We start from the raw sequence: 17,669 nt of genomic DNA, 5'->3' as shown, positions 1-17,669 counted from the left end.
CGGGGCTTGTCCCGAGGTACTTCACCCAAGAGGGATGGAGAAAGATTCAGTAGTCCATCCTGGATTCGAACCAGGGTCGTTGCCCCCAGAAGGCAACAGGATTGGCCACTACCCCAATGGACTGTGTCGGCACCAATGGGTATCCCGTCGACGGTTATGAGTGTTGCGAAGCGAGACGATCGGTCGCTCCCGAGGGCGAAGGCAATCCCGAGCGACCGGAACCGACATCGACATACCGGAGCGGTCACCAGCGACGGGTATGTACGTCGGACGGTTCGTCGTCGTCGCTCCGGGGATCGGTGCCTACCGCGTCTCCTCACGATCGTTTCCCAACCGCCAGGTCGTCGACCGGGACGGCACCCTGACCGTCTCGCCGACCCCGGACGCGCCGCCGACGGAGAACCCGTACATCTCCTACAACTGCGTCCGGACGGTCGACACGCCCGCGGGCAACCGGCTCGCCGCGATCGGAAACGGCTCCCACGTCGATCCGATCGCGGAGAAACTCGAGCTCGGATATCCGGAACGGGACGCGCTCGCGGAGCCGCTGCTCGCGCTCGATTACGAGAAGGACGACTACGACACTCCGCGCATCGCGGGCGTGATCGGCGCCGAGACCGCAACCATCGGCACCGTCCGCAGCGACGCGCTGCTGATCGAGGCGGTCACCGAACCCACGATCGTCGCCACCTACGAGGTCGACTCGCCGGAGGCGCATCCCCTCGAAGCCGACACGGCGGCCGAGGCCGCCGGCGAGGTGCTCACGGCGGCGTTCGATCACCCGGTCTGTGCGGCCGGCGTCACGGTCGCCGAGGACGGCGTGTCCGTCGCCGTGGATAACGGGCCGGACGCCGACTCGGAGGCCTGACCGGCCGGACCCGGTCCAGCACCGGATCGAACGACGGTCGAGTCGAGTCCGACCGTTACTGGTCGAACTCGTCCTGCACGATCTCGAGCGCCCGCTCGCGGTCCTCCCATGCCACGAAGAGGGCGACCGACGTGGCGCTCGTGATGAGGTCGACGATGTTGATCCCGGCGGACGCGATCGGTCCGACGATCTCCTGGATGATCCCCGGCTGGTTGGGTAGCTCGCCGCCGGTCAGCCGGATGACGGCGATCGGATCGTGAACGGTGACCGAGGAGAGCGTGTCGTCCTCGACGACCCGCTCGTGAAGCACCGCCTCCGCGTCCTCGGAGCGCTCCCGGTCGATGTAGAAGGTGACAGAGTCCATCCCGGAGGCCACGGCGTCCACGTTGATCTCCTCGTTTCGAAGGGCGTCGGAGAGCTCGGCCAGGATCCCCGGCCGGTTGCGGATCGCCCGCCCGGCGACGGTGACGCAGGTGAGCGGCTGCTCCTGCATGTCGATCAGGTTCTCGAACTGGCCCTCGATCCGCGTGCCGCCCTCGAGGAGGTCGCCGTGTTGGTAATGGACGACGCGAACGACGAGGTCCTCGTCCTTGTACGAGAGCGCGCTCGGCGCGACCACCTCCGCACCCCGGAACGAGAGGTTTCGGAGCTCGTCGACCGTGATCCGACCGACGTTCCGGGCGCCCTCGACGACGCGCGGGTCGCCGGTCATCACGCCCTCGACGTCGGTGACGATGACGACCTGGTCGGCATCCATGTAGTTGCCGAGCATCACGGCGGTCGTGTCCGACCCGCCGCGGCCGAGGGTGGTGACGTTGCCGAGGTGGTCCTGCGCCAGGAAACCCGTGATGACGGGGACGACTCCGTCGAGGTCGGCCGCGAGCTGTCGGGCCCGCTCACGGGTTGCTTCGACGTCGAGCTCCCCGACCTCGTTCGTGATCACCGGCCAGCGGTCGCTGCCGGGCTCGAGGAAGATCGCGTCGACGCCGCGTGCCCCGAGGGCGGCCTTCAGCATCCGGACGCTCGTCCGTTCGCCCATCGAGACGATCTCGGCGCGGTCCGCCTCGTCCGCCTCGAAGGTGATCTCGTCGAGGAGCTCGTCGGTCGTCGACCCCATCGCGCTGGCGACGACGGCGATCTCGTGGCCTTCCTCGACCGCCGTCGCGATCGAGTCCGCCGCGCGGTTGATCCGGTCGCCGCTGCCGAGGCTCGTGCCGCCGAACTTCGCGACTACTCGCATCCCGATCCCCCAGCGTGGGCCGCGTGATGGTCAGTCATAGGCGGCCGTAACGGAGGGTCCCGCATAACTGTGTCTGTCTCGGTCGGCGTCGACGTCGTGTCAGAGACCGACACCACCGCCGCTCGACGACGGACCTGTCCGGACGACCGCGGAGTTGAAACCCACGAGGCCCGTACCTCGAACCGATGGAAACGAGGGAGGTCCGTATGCGTGCAGCTGACCTCCCGCGAGAACCGGGAGTCTATCAGTTCCAGGCCGGGGAGACGACGCTGTACGTCGGCAAGGCGGTCGATCTCCGAAGCCGAGTACGGTCGTATGCCGATCCGCGATCGGCACGTATTCGCGGGATGGTGGACCGGGCGGAGACGGTCGACTTCGCGGTCACCGACACCGAAACGCAGGCGCTTCTGCTGGAGGCGAACCTCATAAAGCGCCAGCAGCCACGGTACAACGTCCGGTTGACCGACGACAAATCCTATCCGCTCGTCCAGCTCACGGACCACGACGTCCCGCGGATCGCCGTGACGCGGAACCCCGAGGCGGGTGCGATCGCGTACGGTCCCTTCACGGACAAGGGTCGCGTCGAGACCGTCGTCAAGGCGCTTCGGGAGGTCTACGGACTGCGCGGCTGCTCGGACCACAAGTACGAGGGACGGGAGCGGCCGTGTCTGGACTACGAAATGGGTCTCTGTTCGGCGCCGTGTACCGGCGAGATAGACGCGGAGGACTACCTCGAGGACGTCGAGTCAGTCCGCCGGTTCTTCGAGGGAGAAACCGGCGTCCTCGCCGACCCGATCGAGCGGGAGATGGAGGCGGCCGCACAGGAAGCGGCCTTCGAGCGAGCGGCGAACCTCCGCGACAAGCTCGAGGCGGTCCGTGCGTTCCACGGGGACGGCGAGGCGGCCGTCTCCTCGCGGTCCGCCGACGGGACGACGGACGTGCTCGCGGCCGCCATCGAGGGAGACGCCGCCCGAGTGGCACGACTGCACAGCGAGAACGGTCAGCTCGTCGACCGGAGCCGCCACCGGCTCGACCGCCCGTCGGTCGAGATGGAGGCTGGGGACGGGGCAGTCGATGGAGAGGCGATCGGTTCGAACGCCGGCGTCGGTGGCACGTCTCCGGCCGCCGTGCTCTCGGCGTTCCTCACCCAGTACTACGCCGAGCGCGATCTCCCCGACGTCGTGCTCCTTGCGGAACGACCGACGGACGACGACGTCGTGGGATGGCTCGAGACGCAGGGCATCTCGGTGCGTGTGCCGAGCGCCGGTCGCGAGGCACGGCTCGTCGAGCTGGCGCTGAAAAACGCCCGGCAGCGAAGCGGCCGGGACGACGAGCTGAGGGCGCTCGGCGAACGTCTCGGCATCGACCGCCCCGATCGGATCGAGGGGTTCGACGTGAGCCACTCCGGCGGACGGGACGTCGTCGGGTCGAACGTCTGTTTCGTCGACGGGTCGGCGGAGACGGGAGCCTACCGGCGCAAGAAGCTCCCCGACCGAAACGACGACTACGAGAACGTCCGGGAGCTGGTTCGGTGGCGGGCGACCCGCGCCGTCGAGGGTCGCGACGACCGGCCGGATCCGGACCTGCTGCTGGTCGACGGCGGCGAGGGGCAGCTCGGCGCCGCGATGGACGCCCTCTCGGCGACAGGCTGGGACGTTCCTGTGGTCGGCCTGGCGAAGGCGGAGGAGATCGTGATCACGCCGGACGGCCCCCGGGACTGGCCGTCCGACGCGCCGGAGCTGCACCTGCTCCAGCGGGTCCGCGACGAGGCGCATCGGTTCGCCGTCCAGTACCACCAGTCGCTCCGGGACGACGTGTCGACGGTGCTCGACGAGGTACCGGGCGTCGGGCCCGAGACCCGACGGCGGCTCCTCAGACGGTTCGGATCGGTCGAGAACGTCCGGTCGGCATCGCTCGCGGATTTGACCGACGTCGAGGGCGTCGGAGAGGGAACAGCCGAAACGATCCGGAGCCGGTTGTGAAGTCGGGAACGGGAATGGCGAACAGGCGGCGCTGGGCGAACCGCGGAACGACGCGCCGCGCACCCGCGACCCGTTCCGCGGCGACGGTCAGGTGATGGGGCGGCTGCGTCGCGATCGCTTATAAACTTCGGCGCGTCCGTCGGTCGATCGGCTCCCCGTCCGAACGGCCGCGGGATCGATGACGGGCGGCTTTTAGGGCGGGACGACCCAGGAGGGGTATGAGCGCACTCGACGAGTTTCTGGCCGGCGAGCGGCTCGAGGACGTCGTGTTGTTCGTGAGCGACGGCTTCCTCGACGACGACTCCCGGCTCCGGTCGATCGGAACGGAGCGGGAACACGGCGTCCTCCTCGTGGTCGACGGGGAGCGGGGCCGCTCGGCGTTTCAGGCCGGGACCGGGATGGACGCGATGGGCTTCGCAAAGCAGGCGATGGGAACCGACGGAACGATCGCCAGGACGCTCGACGGGGCGACCTGCCCGGCCGCGGACGGCGAGTCGGCGAATGATTCCGACGGGGGCCACGCGATCAGCTTCATCTTCGCGTTCGCAGAGGCCGAAAACGAGGAGGTCGGCGGGCTGTACGCCGAGGGCGACGTGGTGCACGCGTACGCGCAGTGTGAATGCGGCGAGAGTTTCTCACACAAGTGGCTCGTGGGCGAGCGCGAGTAACGTCGGCGAAGTGACGGTGTCGGAGAGACGTCCGGCGGGGCTACTCGGCCGCGGCCTCGGTCGCCGCGTTCTCGGCCGCCTCGTCCGCGACGGCCTCGAAGGCGCCGAGGATGACCTTGCGTGCGGCCTGTCCCTCGGTCGTCCAGTGGTTGGCGTAATCGAGCATGTCGTCGTAGATGTCGGGCTTGCAGCCGGCGGCCTTGGGATGGCCGCCGCCGTTGACGCGGCCGGCGACCTCGTGGGCGCGCTCGAAGCCGTCCGATCCGCGGATGGACGCGGAGCCGGCGGGTTTGACGATCACCGCCGCGTCGGCACCCTGCTCGCGGAGCGTCTCGGCGACCTCGTTCTGTGAACAGCGGCCGTAGGTGACCGCGACCGACCAGTCGCCGACCTCGTGGACGACCGCCCGGTCGACGGCGGCCTCGATCCGCTCGCGTTTCTCCACGCGTCGATGCTCGAGGAATCGATCGACCGTCTCGGGGAGGTCCGCGCCGTAGGCGCCGACCACGGTGACGTACTCCTCCGCGCCGGTCCAGTAGGCGTAATCGGCGAGGTCGTCGGAGCGAGGGTCCTCCTTGATCCAGAGGTCGTGATCGCGGGTGACGGCGGCCAGCTCGGTCCACCGGTCGTCGAACTCGTGGGGGAGCGACCGGAGCGCGACGTCCGCGGTGCACTCCTCCTCGGAATCGCCGACGACGAGGTCGACGCCGGCCGACCGGACCGCCGCGGCGGTCTCGTCGTCCCACTGGTGGTGGTCGAACCACCGGATCGAGGCGGCGTGGTCGACGAGCCCCGTGAGGGGGTCGGCGATCCACTCGAAGTCGTCGGGACACAGGTCACAGACGAACAGGTCGATCCCCGGGTCGGCGTACTCGAGGACGCGCTCGAGGGAGTCGTCGATCGAGTAGGGGCCGGCCGCGAGGAGCGCGACCGTCGAGCGCTCGTGGGGTTCCTCGACGTCGTCGGATGACTGTTCGGCGCCCTCGGCCGCGTCGGTGTCCCCATCCGTCTCGGCGTCACCGGTTGCGTCGGCGTCCGACTCGTCCGCAATGCGGTCCGCGATGTCGGCCTCGAAGTCGGCAACGTCGAGGGCGGCGTCGTACTGCGCACGCACCATTGCGGCGCAAGCGAGCCCGTCGGCGTCGCCGTCGGCGATCACGACCGCCTCGGCACCCGTGAGAGTCTCCTCGGCGCGGCGCTCGGCACGCTCCTCGTCGAGCGAGTCGGGATAAAAAAAGCCCGCGCCCGGGAGCCGGGTCCGGCGGGACAGCGGGATCGAGCCGTCGTCGATGAGTTCCTCGTCCATACGCGAGCGACGGGCGGGAGGTGGAAAACTCCGCGGTTCCGCGCCGATCGATTCGGCGGGCGGACCGGTCGTGGCTGACCGACGCGACCGAATGAACCGTGGACCGTCCCGTCACTCGCCGGACAGCTGTCTGACGGTGAGGACCGGGACGGGACAGGTCCGGACGACGCGCTCGGCGACCGAGCCGATGAGGAATCGGTTCTCGCCGTGTCGACCACGGGTGCCGGTCGCGACGACGTCCGCATCGACGTCGCGGGCGTACGTCGAGATCTCGGCCGCCGGCCGTCCCTCCCGAACGGCGGTTTCGACCGGCACGGCGGCGTCGCGTTCGACCGTCTCGATCGCCTCCCGACCCCGGGAGTCGAGCGCATCACGGAGATCGTCCCTGACCTCGTCGGGGGAGGATTCGACCTCGCCGCTGTCGATCACGTACAGCGCGTGGACCGTCGCGTCGAATCGGTCGGCCAGATCGAGCGCGACGTCGACGGCGCGGCGCACGCTGTCGGAGCCGTCGGTGGCGATGACGATGGTCTCGAACATACGCGACCGTTCAGCCGCCCCGTGCTTAAAAGGGCCGCTCGGCCAGTCGGGACAGGGGGGTTTTTGAGGGGCGAGACGAACCGGTAGAACATGGCGACCCTCGACATCGACCTGGTGTTGGCCCCCGTGGACGGCAGCGACGAGTCACAGCAGGCGGTCGAGTACGCGATCGCGATCGCCGAGGAGTACGGCGCGACCGTCCACGCGGTGTACGTCCTCGGCGAGGACGTGGCTCGGGGGATCGAGACCGGGGCCGTCGACGAATCGACGGTCGCGACCGATACGGAATCGTTCACCGAGGCGATCTTCGACCGGGCAGACGGAACGGGCGTCCCCGTGACGACCTCCATCGCGTACGGCTTCTCGACGAAGGTGAAGACGACCCATCCGGGAAGCGTCATCCTCGACACCGCCGAGGAGGTCGACGCCGACTTCCTCGTGGTCCCGCGGGAGCCGGTCTCCGGGGACCCGGGCGAGGTGCTCGAGAAGGCGGCCGAGTACGTGCTGTTGTACGCGAGTCAGCCGGTCCTGTCGGTCTAACTACTCGTCGGCGTCAGCGTCGTCGGCCGCCCGGCCCGGCGGGTTGAGCCGGAGCGACATCCCGATCTCGAAGCTCTCGGCGTCCGAGGTCTCGAAGCCGATCTTCTCGTACAGCGAGACCGCGGCGTGGTTCCATCGCTCGACGGTGAGCCAGACCGCCTCGACGCCGTCCGCCTGGCCGTATCCGAGCAGGGCCTCGATCAGGCGGGTTCCGATGCCGGCCTCCTGATACTCCTGCAGGACGAAGATCGCGAGCTCGTACTCGCCGTCGTCGTCGGGGGGCGGGACGAGCGTCGCGTGGCCGGCGACGTCGTCGCCGTGCCACGCGAGGACGTTGTAACAGTCCGCATCGAGGATCGTGGAGAGCCACTTCCGGATCTCGTCGGCGTGTCCCGGCGGGATACCCTGTGCGCGGTCGGCCGGATCGAACGCCTCGTACATCGACGCGAGCGCGTCGCGTTCCCGCTCGCTCCCGTCGTAGGCGCGAACCTCGATCGCGCGGTCGGTCCGGTCGGTGAACCTGATCGGCGGTTCCGGATAGTCGTCGGCGACCTCCTCGGGGAAGCGGTTCGGCGTCATCGGACGAGCGTGACGGTCGTCTTGGCGTTCAACAGGACGAACTCCGCGATGCTTCCCAGCGTGATCTTCCCCATCGGGCTCGTCTGACCGCCGCCGAGGACGATCCGGTCGAATCCCTCGCGTTCGGCGATGTCGACGAGCCGGCTGCCGGGGTCACCCTCGACGAGCCGGACCTCGACGTCGACGTCGGCTTCGAGGTCCGCGAGTGTGGATTCCACGTGCTCCGCGACCTCCTCGGGGGTGCGGTCGGAGTCGGGATTCTCGAGCACGGCGACCACGAGGTCGTCGCCGGCCGCCACGGCGCGGTCGACCGTCCGTTCGAGCGCGCGAAGCGAGTCGTCGCTGCCGCCGATCCCGAGCAGGACCTTCATACTCGGCAGTCGATGCCCCGTGTAAAAAACGTTGTTCGTCGGGTCATCGATCACCGGCGGATGGGGTCACGTTCGCCGATCCGGGTCACGGATCGTCGAGGATCGACCGCGAGGAGTTGAGCACCACGAGGAGGCTGCTCGAACCCATCGCGAGCGCGGCCAACAGCGGATTCAACAGACCCGCGACGGCGAGCGGGATCGCGACCGCGTTGTAGACGAGCGCCCAGCCGAGGTTGGCCCTGATGCGCCCGTTCGTCCCGGCGATCAGCGCGAACAGCTCCGGGATCGCGGCCAGCCGGTCCTCCAGGACGATGGCATCGGCGGCGTCGACGGCGAGATCGGTCCCGCCCGAGACCGCGATCCCCAGCGTCGCGGCCGCCAGCGCGGGCGCGTCGTTGCTGCCGTCGCCGACCATCGCGACCGACCGCGTCTCGGCGAGCCGGGAGACGGTCTCCGCCTTGGCCTCCGGCGGGACGCCGGCGAACACGCGGTCGATCGACGGATGTGTCTCGAACCGCGAGGCGGCCTCCGGGCTGTCGCCGGTCAACACGACGATCTCCAGTCCCCGATCGGCGAGATCGGAAACGACGGACTCCCACCCATCGCGGACGTCGTCCCCGACCGCGATCAGGCCGCGGGCGGCACCGTTCCACCCGACGAGAACAGGAACGTTCCCCCGCGATCGGCTGGCGTCGATTCGATCCGCAACTCCGTCGGGAATCGTCCAGGCGTCGAAGAGGGACGGGTGACCGACGCGGTGTTCGACCCCGTCGATCGTCCCGACGACGCCACGGTCACGGACGTTCGCATCGACGTCCGGCGGCGTCGAGTCGTCGCCGGCGTGACGACCGTCCCCGAACGCGGGCGTCTCGAACGCAGTCGCCCCCTGCGCGTTCTCGAGGACGCCGCCATCGGCAACCCGGTCGGTGGGCCCGGTCGCCTGATCGCCGGCCGGGTCAGCCTGGTCGACGATCGCCGTCGCGATCGGATGCGGAGACGCGTGTTCGAGGGTCGCGGCCCGAGCCAGGACCTCGTCGGCATCGACCGGATCAACCGTCCCGTCGTCAGTCCCGTCGGCCGGGGTCGTGCCGGCAAGGGACTCGACGTCGAGAACGCGCATCTCGCCGTCGGTGAGCGTTCCGGTCTTGTCGAGGACGACGGTGTCGATCGATCCGGCGCGCTCGAAGACGGCCGCGGAGGCGATCACGATCCCCCGTTCGGCGGCCTCCCGGATCCCGGCGGCGACCGCCAGCGGCGTCGCGAGCCCGAACGCGCACGGACACGAGACGATGAGCACGGTGAGCGCGACGAGGGCGGCGCTTGCGGGCGCCGCGCCGGTCGCCAGCCGGAGGAGACCGACGACCACGGCGACGGTCACGACGAGGGGGACGAAGACGGTCGCGAGGCGGTCGGCGAGCCGCTGGGCGCCCGAGCGCGCGCTCTGGACGTCCCAGAGCAGCTCGACGAGCCGGTCCAGGGTGCTCGTCGCGTCCGGACCGACGCGAACGACGAGCGGCGCGTCGGTGACGACGGTCCCGCCGCGAACGGCGTCCCCCGGACGTTTGGTGTCCGGGAGCGACTCGCCGGTGACGAGCGCCTCGTCGACGGCGGCGGTCCCCTCGACGATCGTTCCGTCGAGCGGGACGCGCTCGCCCGGGAGGACTCGCAGGCGGTCGCCCGGCTCGACGTCCTCGATCGGAACCTCGTCGCCGTCGGCCAGCCTGGCGGCGTCGTCCATCGCGGCGGTCAGCTCCGAGAGGAGGCCGGTCGCGCGGCGCTTGATCCGGGTCTCGTAGATGCCGCCGCCGGTGACGACCAGGATGACGGCGATCGTCACGTCGAAGTAGAGGTCGGTTCGCCCGACGAGCATCGCGAGGGTGCTGTAGGCGTAGGAGCTGCCCGCGGCGAGCGACACGAGGAGGTCCATGTTCGGTTGCCGGGCGCGAAGGCTCACGTACGCGCCGCGGAGGATCGGGAACCCGGTATAAAAGAGCACGACCGAGGTGAACACCCAGATCTGTGCGAACAGGTACCGACCCGAGAGGCCGCCGAGGTCGACGAGGGGGTCGTAGCCGAAGTAGGCCGGGTATAAAAAGAGGACGTACCACAGCATCGCCATCATCCCGAACAGACCGCCGCCGACGAGGAACCGGACGACGTCGACGGCATCGTCCTCGATCTCGGTCCGATCGCGGCGGTCGGTGGCCTCGTAGCCCGCGGTCGAGAGGACGTCCGTGAGGGTCGCATCGTCGATCCGGTCGGGGTCGTGGTCGACGCGGACCGTGTCGGTCGCGTAGCTCGCGGTCGCCGCTTCGACGCCCTCCGCCCGGCCCGCCGTCACCTCGAGGAACCGCTCGCAGGTCGCACAGTGCATCCCGTCGACGTGGAGATAGGTCGTCTCGAGGTCGTCGACGGACCGCTCCGTATCGACGGGTCCAGTCCCGGAAGCACCCGGATCCGCGGCGGTCGATCCGATCGCGGCGTCGACGTCCGCGGCGGCGTCCTCGAGGTCCGCCATCCCGCCGAGCGACCGGGAGACCTCGAGGCAGCCGCGACAGCAGAACGCGCCCTCGACGTCGGGGTCGGTGACGGGATCCGCGGGCGTGGGAAGGTCACAGAGTGTGCAGGTGGCCATCTCGATGACTTCTCGGGGGTCGTTTACTGGATGGCTCCGCGGAGGTGGAGTTCCGCGGAGCTATGCGGCCGACGTCTCGTCCTTGGCGTCGTGGTGGGCCGCACCGGTCTCGCCGCCGGTCGCCCGGACGAGGCTCCCGACGATGATGAGCACGTTGACGACCGCGAGCACGACCGCCGGCTCGCCGCGGGAGGCGGCGAAGACGATCGCCGTCGGCGTCGCGAGGAGACCCAGGAGCACGATGCGTTGCGGCGGAAGATCCATACTCCGAACGTGTAGGGCCGAGAATAAATAGGCCTGGGGCGATCCCAGGCGGCGAGACCACCCTGCGGATATAAGTGGTCGAGTTCGGTAACTTTTGCCTATGGGTACGACAGACAGCGAGCAGACGGCGGCGGGGCTGGTCGAGGACCCGAAGTCGTTCGACCCGAAGGGGACCCTCGCGTTGATCCTGGTGTACTTCTGCATCCTGGTGACGATGTGGGTGTACATCTACTTCGTGGAGTTCCTCGGGAACGACCTGATCGTGGTGGGATGACCGATGCACGTACACAGCTACGAGAAGATCTGGCTGGCGCTCGGGCTCGGGCTGATCCTGCTGCTCATCGGCTCGGTCACCTACGGCGCGGTCGGGCCGGGCGTCTCGATGGTCGCCGCCGACCAGCCGACCGTCGATCCGACGGCGTTGGACGAGGACGACCGCTTCGCCGAACCGCGCGTCGAGCAGGTTGGGGAAAACGAGTACGAGGCGTACGTCGTCGCCTTCCAGTTCGGCTTCGAGCCCGACCCGATCGTGATACCGGCAAACAGCACGGTGACGTTCATGGTGACCTCGCGGGACGTCACCCACGGCTTCGAGGTGGTGGGCACGAACGCCAACACGATGGTGATCCCGGGCGAGGTCTCGACGCTGACCGTCGAGACCGGCGGTCCGACCGAGTACGGCGTCATCTGTAACGAATACTGTGGTGCCGCCCATCACGGAATGGAGGCCACGGTCGAGATCGTTCCGCAGGACGAGTTCGAAGCGTCGAACGGCGCCGACGGGGCTGGCGACGGCGGCGCCGACGGGAGCGACGAAAGCGGAGGTGACCAATGACCGCGACCGCGGACGCGCCGGCGACCGCGTCGGACGACACGGCCGGCGGACCCGAATCCGGTTCGGAAACCTTCTACGACCGGTTCCCCGATGAGGCACGCATCGTCCGGGCCACGTTCCTCGGGGCGTTCCTGGCGTTCGCGATCGGCACGACCTTCGGGATCATTCAGACGCTCCACCGGACCGGGATCGCCCGGCCGTTCAGCTCGGTCGATTACTACACGTTCCTCACGGCACACGGCGTCTTCCTGGTGTTGAGCTTCACCATCTTCTTCCTGGTGGGCGTGTTCACCTGGGCGCTCGTGCGGAGCCTGGACCGCCCGCTCGTGAATATGCGGTTCTCCTGGACGTGGTACGGGCTGATGGCGACCGGGATGACGCTGACCGGGATCACGATCCTCGCGGGGTTCACCAGCGCCGTCGATATGAGCGCGGACGTGCTCTTCACCTTCTACGCCCCGCTGCAGGCGCACCCGCTCTTTTACGGCGGGCTGGCGGTGTTCCTGGTCGGGACCTGGCTGGCGGGACTCGACTGGTGGCGGACCTACCTCGCCTGGCGGCGCGAGAACCCGGACGAGCGGATCCCGCTGCAGACCTTTATGGTCCTGACCACGACGATCATGTGGTACGTGGCGACGTCGGCGCTGGCGATCTCGGTGCTGTTCTTCCTGCTGCCGTGGTCGCTGGGACTGATCGAGACCGTCAACCCGACGCTGACGCGGACGCTGTTCTGGTTCTTCGGCCACCCGGTCGTCTACTTCTGGCTGATGCCGGCGTACCTGCTGTGGTACACGGTCCTGCCGTCGATCGCCGGCGGGCGACTGTTCAGCGACCCGCTTGCCCGCGTGGTGTTCGTGCTGTTCCTCCTGTTGTCGACGCCGGTCGGGATCCACCACCAGTACCTCGATCCCGGCATCGCGGAGGGATTCAAGTTCGTCGCGATGACGAACACGATGTTCCTGTTGTTGCCGAGCCTGCTGACCGCGTTCACCGTGGTCGCAAGCGTCGAGTATGGCGCACGAGTGCGCGGCGGAACCGGCCTCTTCGGCTGGTTGCGCACGCTGCCGTGGCGTAACCCGGCGTTCACCGGGATGATGCTCGCCGGGCTGATGTTCGCGGCCGGCGGCTACTCCGGGATGGTCAACGCCGGGATGAACATCAACTACCTCATCCACAACACCATCTGGGTCCCCGGCCACTTCCATCTCACCGTGGGAACCGCCGTCGCGTTGACGTTCATGGCGGCGACCTACTGGCTGTGGCCACAGATCACCAACAAGCCGATCTACAGCAAGCAGATCGGGCTAGCGCAGGTCGTCCTCTGGTTCGTCGGGATGGGGCTCATGTCCAACGCGATGCACGCGCAGGGGCTGCTCGGCGTTCCGCGCCGGACCGCGGAGCCGACGTACAGCGGGTTCGAGTACGGGAGCGCCTTCGGCGGCTACGCGGAACTGAACCTCCAAGTCGCCATCGGCGGGACGATCCTCTTCGCCTCCGCCGTATTGTTCCTCAGCAACGTCGTCCTGACGATGGGGAACGACCGAACCGACGGGCTCGCGGAGACGATCTCCGAGCCGATCTCCGGGGCGGAGGACGCGCCGCTCGTCCTCGACAACATTCGCCTGTGGGGCGGGATCGCGGTGCTGCTCGTGCTGCTGGCGTACGCCCTCCCGATCGTCGCGATCATCCAGCGTGGCGGCCTGCTGGGTCCCGGCGGCGAGGCGTATCCGATGGTCCTCGACGCCGTCCCGATCCTCGTCGACCGGGCCCCGAACGTCCTCACAACGGTCGTGGACCGAGCGCCGGACGCCATCGCGCTCCTCGCCGACCGAACGGCCGACGCACTGGGCGGCGGCCGGATCGGGGGGTGGCCGTGATGGTCGATCCGTCGATCACCCGCGGCGGCCTGCTCGTCGCGCTCGCGGTGTTCGGCATCGGGCTCTACGAACTCCGGACGCTGTTCGAGTTCCTCGGCGTAAGCGTGCCGATCGTCCCGTACCTGATCGCGGTCGTCGTGCTCGCGTTCGGGATCTACGGCTACATCTCCTTCTTCGACAAGTGGCGGACGGAGTCGGAGCTGGCCGAGGCCGACTCGAAGTAGGGTCGCGGGGATCCGTCTTCGCGACGAGGACCGCCCCTCACGGGGGCCGCCGACGGGGTCGAAGGTTCCGTTTCGTGAACCGGTCGCGCTCATCGGTGTTCCAACGTCCTGAGAATCGGCGTCGTTGGTTTAAGAGTATGGAACCAAGGAATACGTGTATGTCACCTGAACGATCGGTCTCACGGCTCGACGGGGCGATCAAGCTCATCGGCGCGGTCCTGCTCGGAGTGGCCGTGGTCCTCGGCGCGGCGGTGACCGCGATCTCGGTCGTCGGGCTGGGCGCCATCTCGGTCTCCCCGGTGGGGATCGGAACGGTCACGTTCGGCGCGCTCCTGGTCGCGCTGTTCCTGCTCGCGGGCCGGAAGACCGGCCGGAACGGGGACCGGCGGCGCGGTGGGTCGTCGACGGACCGCACGGCGTGACGCCGGCCACACCGGCCCGCCACCGTTTCGGAGCCGGCGGAACGGCGCATGCCGTCGAATAGACCTTTGTAGGAGCCGAACGAACCCGCGGCCGTGTACACCGACGTGCTTCTCGCGACCGACGGCAGCGGGACCGCCAGGGAGGCGACCGACCACGCGATCGCCCTCGCGACGGCCCACGACGCGACGCTGCACGCCGTCTACGTCGTCGAAACGCGAACCGCCTACGACAACGCGATCGTCGACCCGGAGACGGTCCGCGAGAACCTCCGGCGGGAGGGCGAGGCGGCCACCGAGGCGGTCCGGTCGGCCGCCGGACCCGACCTCGAGGTCGTCACCGCGATCCGGACGGGCGTCCCCCACGAGGAACTGCTCGCGTACGTCCAAGAGGCGGGGATCGACCTCGTCGTGATGGGCTCGACGGGACGCTCGACGATGAAGACCGTGCTCCTCGGCAGCACCGCCGCCGCGGTGGTCGAGGACGTCGAGGTCCCGGTCGTGCTCGTCGGGGAAGCGGACTCGACCGATGCCGAACCGACCGTCTCTGACGGCTAACCGACCGACTCCGACACTGAACCGGCCGTCCCCGATACCGAACTCGACCGTCGCCTCACTCACGCCATCCGATCGTCAGGACGCGGTCGAGCGCCGACGTTCGGAGTCGATGATTGATAAGGATATGCGGGAGACGTCCGGCCGTATTTATATCTCTCAGCGACGGACCGGCTGCTCGGTGCGAGCGGTCAGGTCCGCCGGGTCGAGCCGGAAGAACTCGAAGTCGATCGCATCCGGCGGCGCCCCGAAGATCTCGACGAACGGGATGTGGACGCGCTCGAGCCCCTGGAGGGTTTCGAGCGCGACGTCCTCGTCGGTGGTAACCACGAGCCGCCCCTCGGCGACGACGCTGTTCCAGCGTCCCTGGCGCTGCCCGTAGGTCACGAACGAGACGGGACGGTCGGTCGGATCACCTTTGCCGCTGTCTGCCCCGGTCGCGAGCCGAAAGTAGAACGTCTCGTCGGCCGCGTCGTAGCCGTAGGAGACGGGGACCGAGTGAGGAGGATCGTTCGCGTCCGCGGCGAAGGAGAGGACGCCGGTGCCGCCGGTGCCGAGGAACTCGTCACGCTCGTCGTTGCCGAGCTGGATGACGTCGGGAGCCATACCCGGCATACGGGCGGCTCCGGGAAAACCGTTCCCCGCGTTCGGACGAAGGCAGGTCGCGCCGGGACGCTCACAACCCCCAGCCGACCGCGATCCCGACGGTCGTCACGACCGCCAGGAGAAGCTGGAGCGGTCCCCCGACCCGGAGGAAGTCGCCGAACCGGTAGCCGCCGGGGCCGTAGACCATCAGGTTCGTCTGATAGCCGACCGGCGTCATAAAGGAGGTCGCGCCGGCGAAGGTGACCGCGAGCAGGAAGGCGAACTCGTTGGCGCCGAGCCTGGCCGCGGCGTCGACGGCGACGGGGATCATCAACACGACGGTGGCGACCGGCGTGATCACGTTGGCGAGCAGCCCCGTCACGGCGGTGAACAGAAACAGAACGGCCAGGAGCGGGAGGACGTCGGCGGTCGAGACGAGCAGCTCAGAGAGCATCGCGGCCCCGCCGGTTCGGTCCATCGCGAGCCCGAGCGGAATGACGCCCGCGAGCAGGAAGACCACGTTCCAGGAGACGGCGTCGTAGGCGTCCGCGGTGCGGAGACAGCCCGTCACGACCATCGTGAAGACGCCGGCAAGCGCGGCGATAACGATCGGAAGGGAGCCGAGCGCCGCGACGCCCACGACGCCGACCATGATCGCCACCGCGACCGGCGCCGTGTCCGAGATCGGCGCGACCGTCGCGGGGTCGGCCGTCGCGAGCCGGTCGACGGCGACCTCGTCGGCCACCAGGAGGTCGCCGGCGTCGGTGAAATACCGGATCGAGGCCGGCGTGGTGCGAACGAGCAGCAGGTCGCCGGCCCGGAGGGACAGCTCGGAGAGCCCGGTCCGGACGAGTTCGCCCTCGCGACGGACCGCCAGAACGGTCGTGTCGTGGTAGTCGGCGAACCCGGTCTCGGCGATCGTCTCCCCCACGTACCCGGACGCGTCGGGCACGAGCGCCCTCGCCAGCGTCCCGTCCGTGTCGGCCCCTTCGAAGGTCTCCTCGGTGACGTCCTGCCCCAGCAGCTGTCCGAGGCCCGCGGTCTCGCGAAGCCGGTTGATCGCCTGGAGCGTGCCGTGGACCACGAGGCGGTCTTCGGCCCGGACCGGCTCCGGCGAGTCGGGGCGCGCGCGGGCCTCCCCGTCGCGGCGCAGTTGGAGAATGCGGACGTCCGAAACCTCGGCATCCAGCTCGTCGAGCGGTCGCCCGACGACCGGCGAGTCCGGCCGGACGCGCATCATCGCGAGGTGGTCCTCGAGGTCGAACTCGTCGATCGGGTCGGCGTCGACCGGCACCCGCGCGGGGATCAGTCGTCGGCCGACCGTCAACAGGTAGGCGATCCCGACGCCGAACACGACGAGGCCGAGTCCCGTGAACTCGAACATCCCGATCCCGTCGCGGCCGTCGATCAGGAGCCGGGCGAAGTCGCTCGCGAGGATGTTCGTCGAGGTGCCGATGACGGTGAGGGTGCCCCCGAGGATGGCCGCGTACGAGAGCGGCAACAGCAGCTTCGAGGGACTGGTCCGCGTCTCCGCGGCCAGGTCGGTGATCATCGGGATGAAGACGGCGACGACCGGCGTGTTGTTGATGAACCCCGCGAGGGGGCCGGCCGTGCAGACGGTCGCCACGAGCGCCCGGAACTCGCTGCCGCCGACGCGGTCCGCGAGGTGTATCCCGAGACGGCGGACGAGGCCGGTGTTCTGGATCCCCGCGCTCAACATGTACATCGCGATGATCGTGACGGTCGCCGGGTTGGCGAATCCCGAGATCGCCGACCGAGCGTCGACCCCCGTCCACGGCTCCAGCAGGACGAGCGCCGCGATGACGCCGATCGCCGTGACGTCGTTGGGGATCGCCTCGGTGACGAAGAGCACGAGCGCAGCGAGAATGAGCCCGAACACGACGGTCGCCCCCGAGATCCCGGCCGTCACGCCGGTGACCGACGCGGTCGCGCCGAACGCCTCGGCGACGCTCACCGCGCCGAACGCCTCGGCGACGCTCACCGCGCCGAACGCCTCGGCACTGCTCACCGCGCCGAGCGCGTCCGGAATCGCCGAGAGGCTCACCACGCCGACCACGTCGGGGACCGCCGCGGACTCCATACCGCATCGTGGACGGTCGGCGACTTGACTGTTGGTGCGTCGACGCGCCGACGGAACGCAGGCACGGAAGGGGTGTCCGC

General features: G+C 69.1%; 19 protein-coding genes and 1 tRNA gene. 10 read left to right on the top strand and 10 right to left on the bottom strand.

The window, feature by feature from the left end; genetic code table 11:
- Nucleotides 1-50: 50 nt before the first annotated feature.
- Nucleotides 51-123 (bottom strand) — tRNA-Gln (locus CPZ00_RS08730).
- A gap of 136 nt (nucleotides 124-259) precedes the next feature.
- On the opposite strand from CPZ00_RS08730, the gene CPZ00_RS08725 reads away from it, so the two are divergent.
- Nucleotides 260-868, top strand: a complete 609-nt coding sequence (locus tag CPZ00_RS08725) for an IMP cyclohydrolase (protein WP_096390538.1) — start codon at nucleotides 260-262, stop codon at nucleotides 866-868.
- 55 nt (nucleotides 869-923) lie between these two features.
- Here the strand turns inward: CPZ00_RS08725 and CPZ00_RS08720 are convergent, their stop codons facing one another.
- Nucleotides 924-2,108, bottom strand: coding sequence for an aspartate kinase (locus CPZ00_RS08720; protein ID WP_096390537.1), 1,185 nt, complete (start codon nucleotides 2,106-2,108; stop codon nucleotides 924-926).
- 185 nt (nucleotides 2,109-2,293) lie between these two features.
- Between CPZ00_RS08720 and CPZ00_RS08715 the strand changes: the two genes are divergently transcribed.
- Together CPZ00_RS08715 and CPZ00_RS08710 are read left to right on the top strand one after the other, a co-directional pair.
- Nucleotides 2,294-4,090: an excinuclease ABC subunit C gene (locus CPZ00_RS08715; RefSeq protein WP_096390536.1), complete on the top strand. Its 1,797-nt coding sequence runs from the start codon at nucleotides 2,294-2,296 to the stop codon at nucleotides 4,088-4,090.
- 218 nt (nucleotides 4,091-4,308) lie between these two features.
- Nucleotides 4,309-4,758: a DUF5807 family protein gene (locus CPZ00_RS08710; RefSeq protein ID WP_096390535.1), complete on the top strand. Its 450-nt coding sequence runs from the start codon at nucleotides 4,309-4,311 to the stop codon at nucleotides 4,756-4,758.
- Between the two features lie 40 nt (nucleotides 4,759-4,798).
- Here CPZ00_RS08710 and CPZ00_RS08705 read toward each other — a convergent pair whose 3' ends face one another.
- Both CPZ00_RS08705 and CPZ00_RS08700 read right to left on the bottom strand, forming a co-directional pair.
- On the bottom strand, nucleotides 4,799-6,064 hold the full coding sequence (locus tag CPZ00_RS08705; RefSeq protein WP_096390534.1) for a DHH family phosphoesterase: 1,266 nt from the start codon (nucleotides 6,062-6,064) through the stop codon (nucleotides 4,799-4,801).
- A gap of 111 nt (nucleotides 6,065-6,175) precedes the next feature.
- Nucleotides 6,176-6,604, bottom strand: a complete 429-nt coding sequence (locus CPZ00_RS08700) for a universal stress protein (RefSeq protein WP_096390533.1) — start codon at nucleotides 6,602-6,604, stop codon at nucleotides 6,176-6,178.
- A 90-nt stretch (nucleotides 6,605-6,694) separates the two neighbouring features.
- On the opposite strand from CPZ00_RS08700, the gene CPZ00_RS08695 reads away from it, so the two are divergent.
- Nucleotides 6,695-7,144 (top strand): universal stress protein, encoded by a 450-nt coding sequence (locus CPZ00_RS08695; RefSeq protein WP_096390532.1) that lies wholly within the window; start codon nucleotides 6,695-6,697, stop codon nucleotides 7,142-7,144.
- On the opposite strand, the gene CPZ00_RS08690 is transcribed toward CPZ00_RS08695, so the two are convergent.
- From CPZ00_RS08690 to CPZ00_RS08675, 4 genes are all read right to left on the bottom strand, one after another.
- A complete protein-coding gene (locus tag CPZ00_RS08690) occupies nucleotides 7,145-7,723 on the bottom strand; it encodes a GNAT family N-acetyltransferase (protein WP_096390531.1) in 579 nt (192 codons plus the stop codon).
- Nucleotides 7,720-8,094 carry a universal stress protein gene (locus tag CPZ00_RS08685; RefSeq protein ID WP_096390530.1) on the bottom strand — a complete coding sequence of 125 codons (375 nt, stop codon included), beginning with the start codon at nucleotides 8,092-8,094 and terminating at the stop codon, nucleotides 7,720-7,722. Before CPZ00_RS08685 ends, CPZ00_RS08690 begins: the two co-directional genes overlap by 4 nt.
- Nucleotides 8,095-8,179: 85 nt before the next feature.
- Complete coding sequence (locus CPZ00_RS08680) at nucleotides 8,180-10,729, bottom strand: heavy metal translocating P-type ATPase (protein ID WP_096390529.1); 2,550 nt, start codon at nucleotides 10,727-10,729, stop codon at nucleotides 8,180-8,182.
- A gap of 60 nt (nucleotides 10,730-10,789) precedes the next feature.
- Nucleotides 10,790-10,993 carry a hypothetical protein gene (locus tag CPZ00_RS08675; RefSeq protein ID WP_096390528.1) on the bottom strand — a complete coding sequence of 68 codons (204 nt, stop codon included), beginning with the start codon at nucleotides 10,991-10,993 and terminating at the stop codon, nucleotides 10,790-10,792.
- A gap of 100 nt (nucleotides 10,994-11,093) precedes the next feature.
- Here CPZ00_RS08675 and CPZ00_RS15605 point away from each other — a divergent pair, with 100 nt between their 5' ends.
- The 6 genes from CPZ00_RS15605 (at nucleotide 11,094) to CPZ00_RS08650 (ending at nucleotide 14,906) form a co-directional block, all read left to right on the top strand.
- Nucleotides 11,094-11,267 (top strand): hypothetical protein, encoded by a 174-nt coding sequence (locus tag CPZ00_RS15605; protein ID WP_172861808.1) that lies wholly within the window; start codon nucleotides 11,094-11,096, stop codon nucleotides 11,265-11,267.
- Between the two features lie 3 nt (nucleotides 11,268-11,270).
- Nucleotides 11,271-11,828 carry a cytochrome c oxidase subunit II gene (locus CPZ00_RS08670; protein ID WP_096390527.1) on the top strand — a complete coding sequence of 186 codons (558 nt, stop codon included), beginning with the start codon at nucleotides 11,271-11,273 and terminating at the stop codon, nucleotides 11,826-11,828.
- A complete protein-coding gene (locus tag CPZ00_RS08665; protein WP_096390526.1) occupies nucleotides 11,825-13,705 on the top strand; it encodes a b(o/a)3-type cytochrome-c oxidase subunit 1 in 1,881 nt (626 codons plus the stop codon). The genes CPZ00_RS08670 and CPZ00_RS08665 overlap by 4 nt, the downstream gene beginning before the upstream one ends.
- A complete protein-coding gene (locus CPZ00_RS08660; protein WP_157744214.1) occupies nucleotides 13,705-13,929 on the top strand; it encodes a CbaC protein in 225 nt (74 codons plus the stop codon). Before CPZ00_RS08665 ends, CPZ00_RS08660 begins: the two co-directional genes overlap by 1 nt.
- A 158-nt stretch (nucleotides 13,930-14,087) precedes the next feature.
- Entirely contained in the window at nucleotides 14,088-14,351 is a 264-nt protein-coding gene (locus CPZ00_RS08655; protein WP_096390524.1) for a hypothetical protein, read from the top strand.
- A gap of 93 nt (nucleotides 14,352-14,444) precedes the next feature.
- The gene (locus CPZ00_RS08650) at nucleotides 14,445-14,906 is read left to right on the top strand and encodes a universal stress protein (RefSeq protein ID WP_096390523.1); all 462 of its coding nucleotides are present in this window, start codon (nucleotides 14,445-14,447) and stop codon (nucleotides 14,904-14,906) included.
- A 156-nt stretch (nucleotides 14,907-15,062) separates the two neighbouring features.
- On the opposite strand, the gene CPZ00_RS08645 is transcribed toward CPZ00_RS08650, so the two are convergent.
- Together CPZ00_RS08645 and CPZ00_RS08640 are read right to left on the bottom strand one after the other, a co-directional pair.
- Entirely contained in the window at nucleotides 15,063-15,509 is a 447-nt protein-coding gene (locus tag CPZ00_RS08645; RefSeq protein ID WP_321167641.1) for a pyridoxamine 5'-phosphate oxidase family protein, read from the bottom strand.
- Nucleotides 15,510-15,579: 70 nt separating this feature from the next.
- Nucleotides 15,580-17,589, bottom strand: coding sequence for an SLC13 family permease (locus CPZ00_RS08640; protein WP_096390521.1), 2,010 nt, complete (start codon nucleotides 17,587-17,589; stop codon nucleotides 15,580-15,582).
- Nucleotides 17,590-17,669 lie beyond the last annotated feature (80 nt).

It is taken from the genome of Halopenitus persicus, assembly GCF_002355635.1.
Classification (GTDB): Archaea; Halobacteriota; Halobacteria; order Halobacteriales; family Haloferacaceae; genus Halopenitus; species Halopenitus persicus_A.
This window is presented reverse-complemented; position numbering and strand designations above follow the sequence as displayed.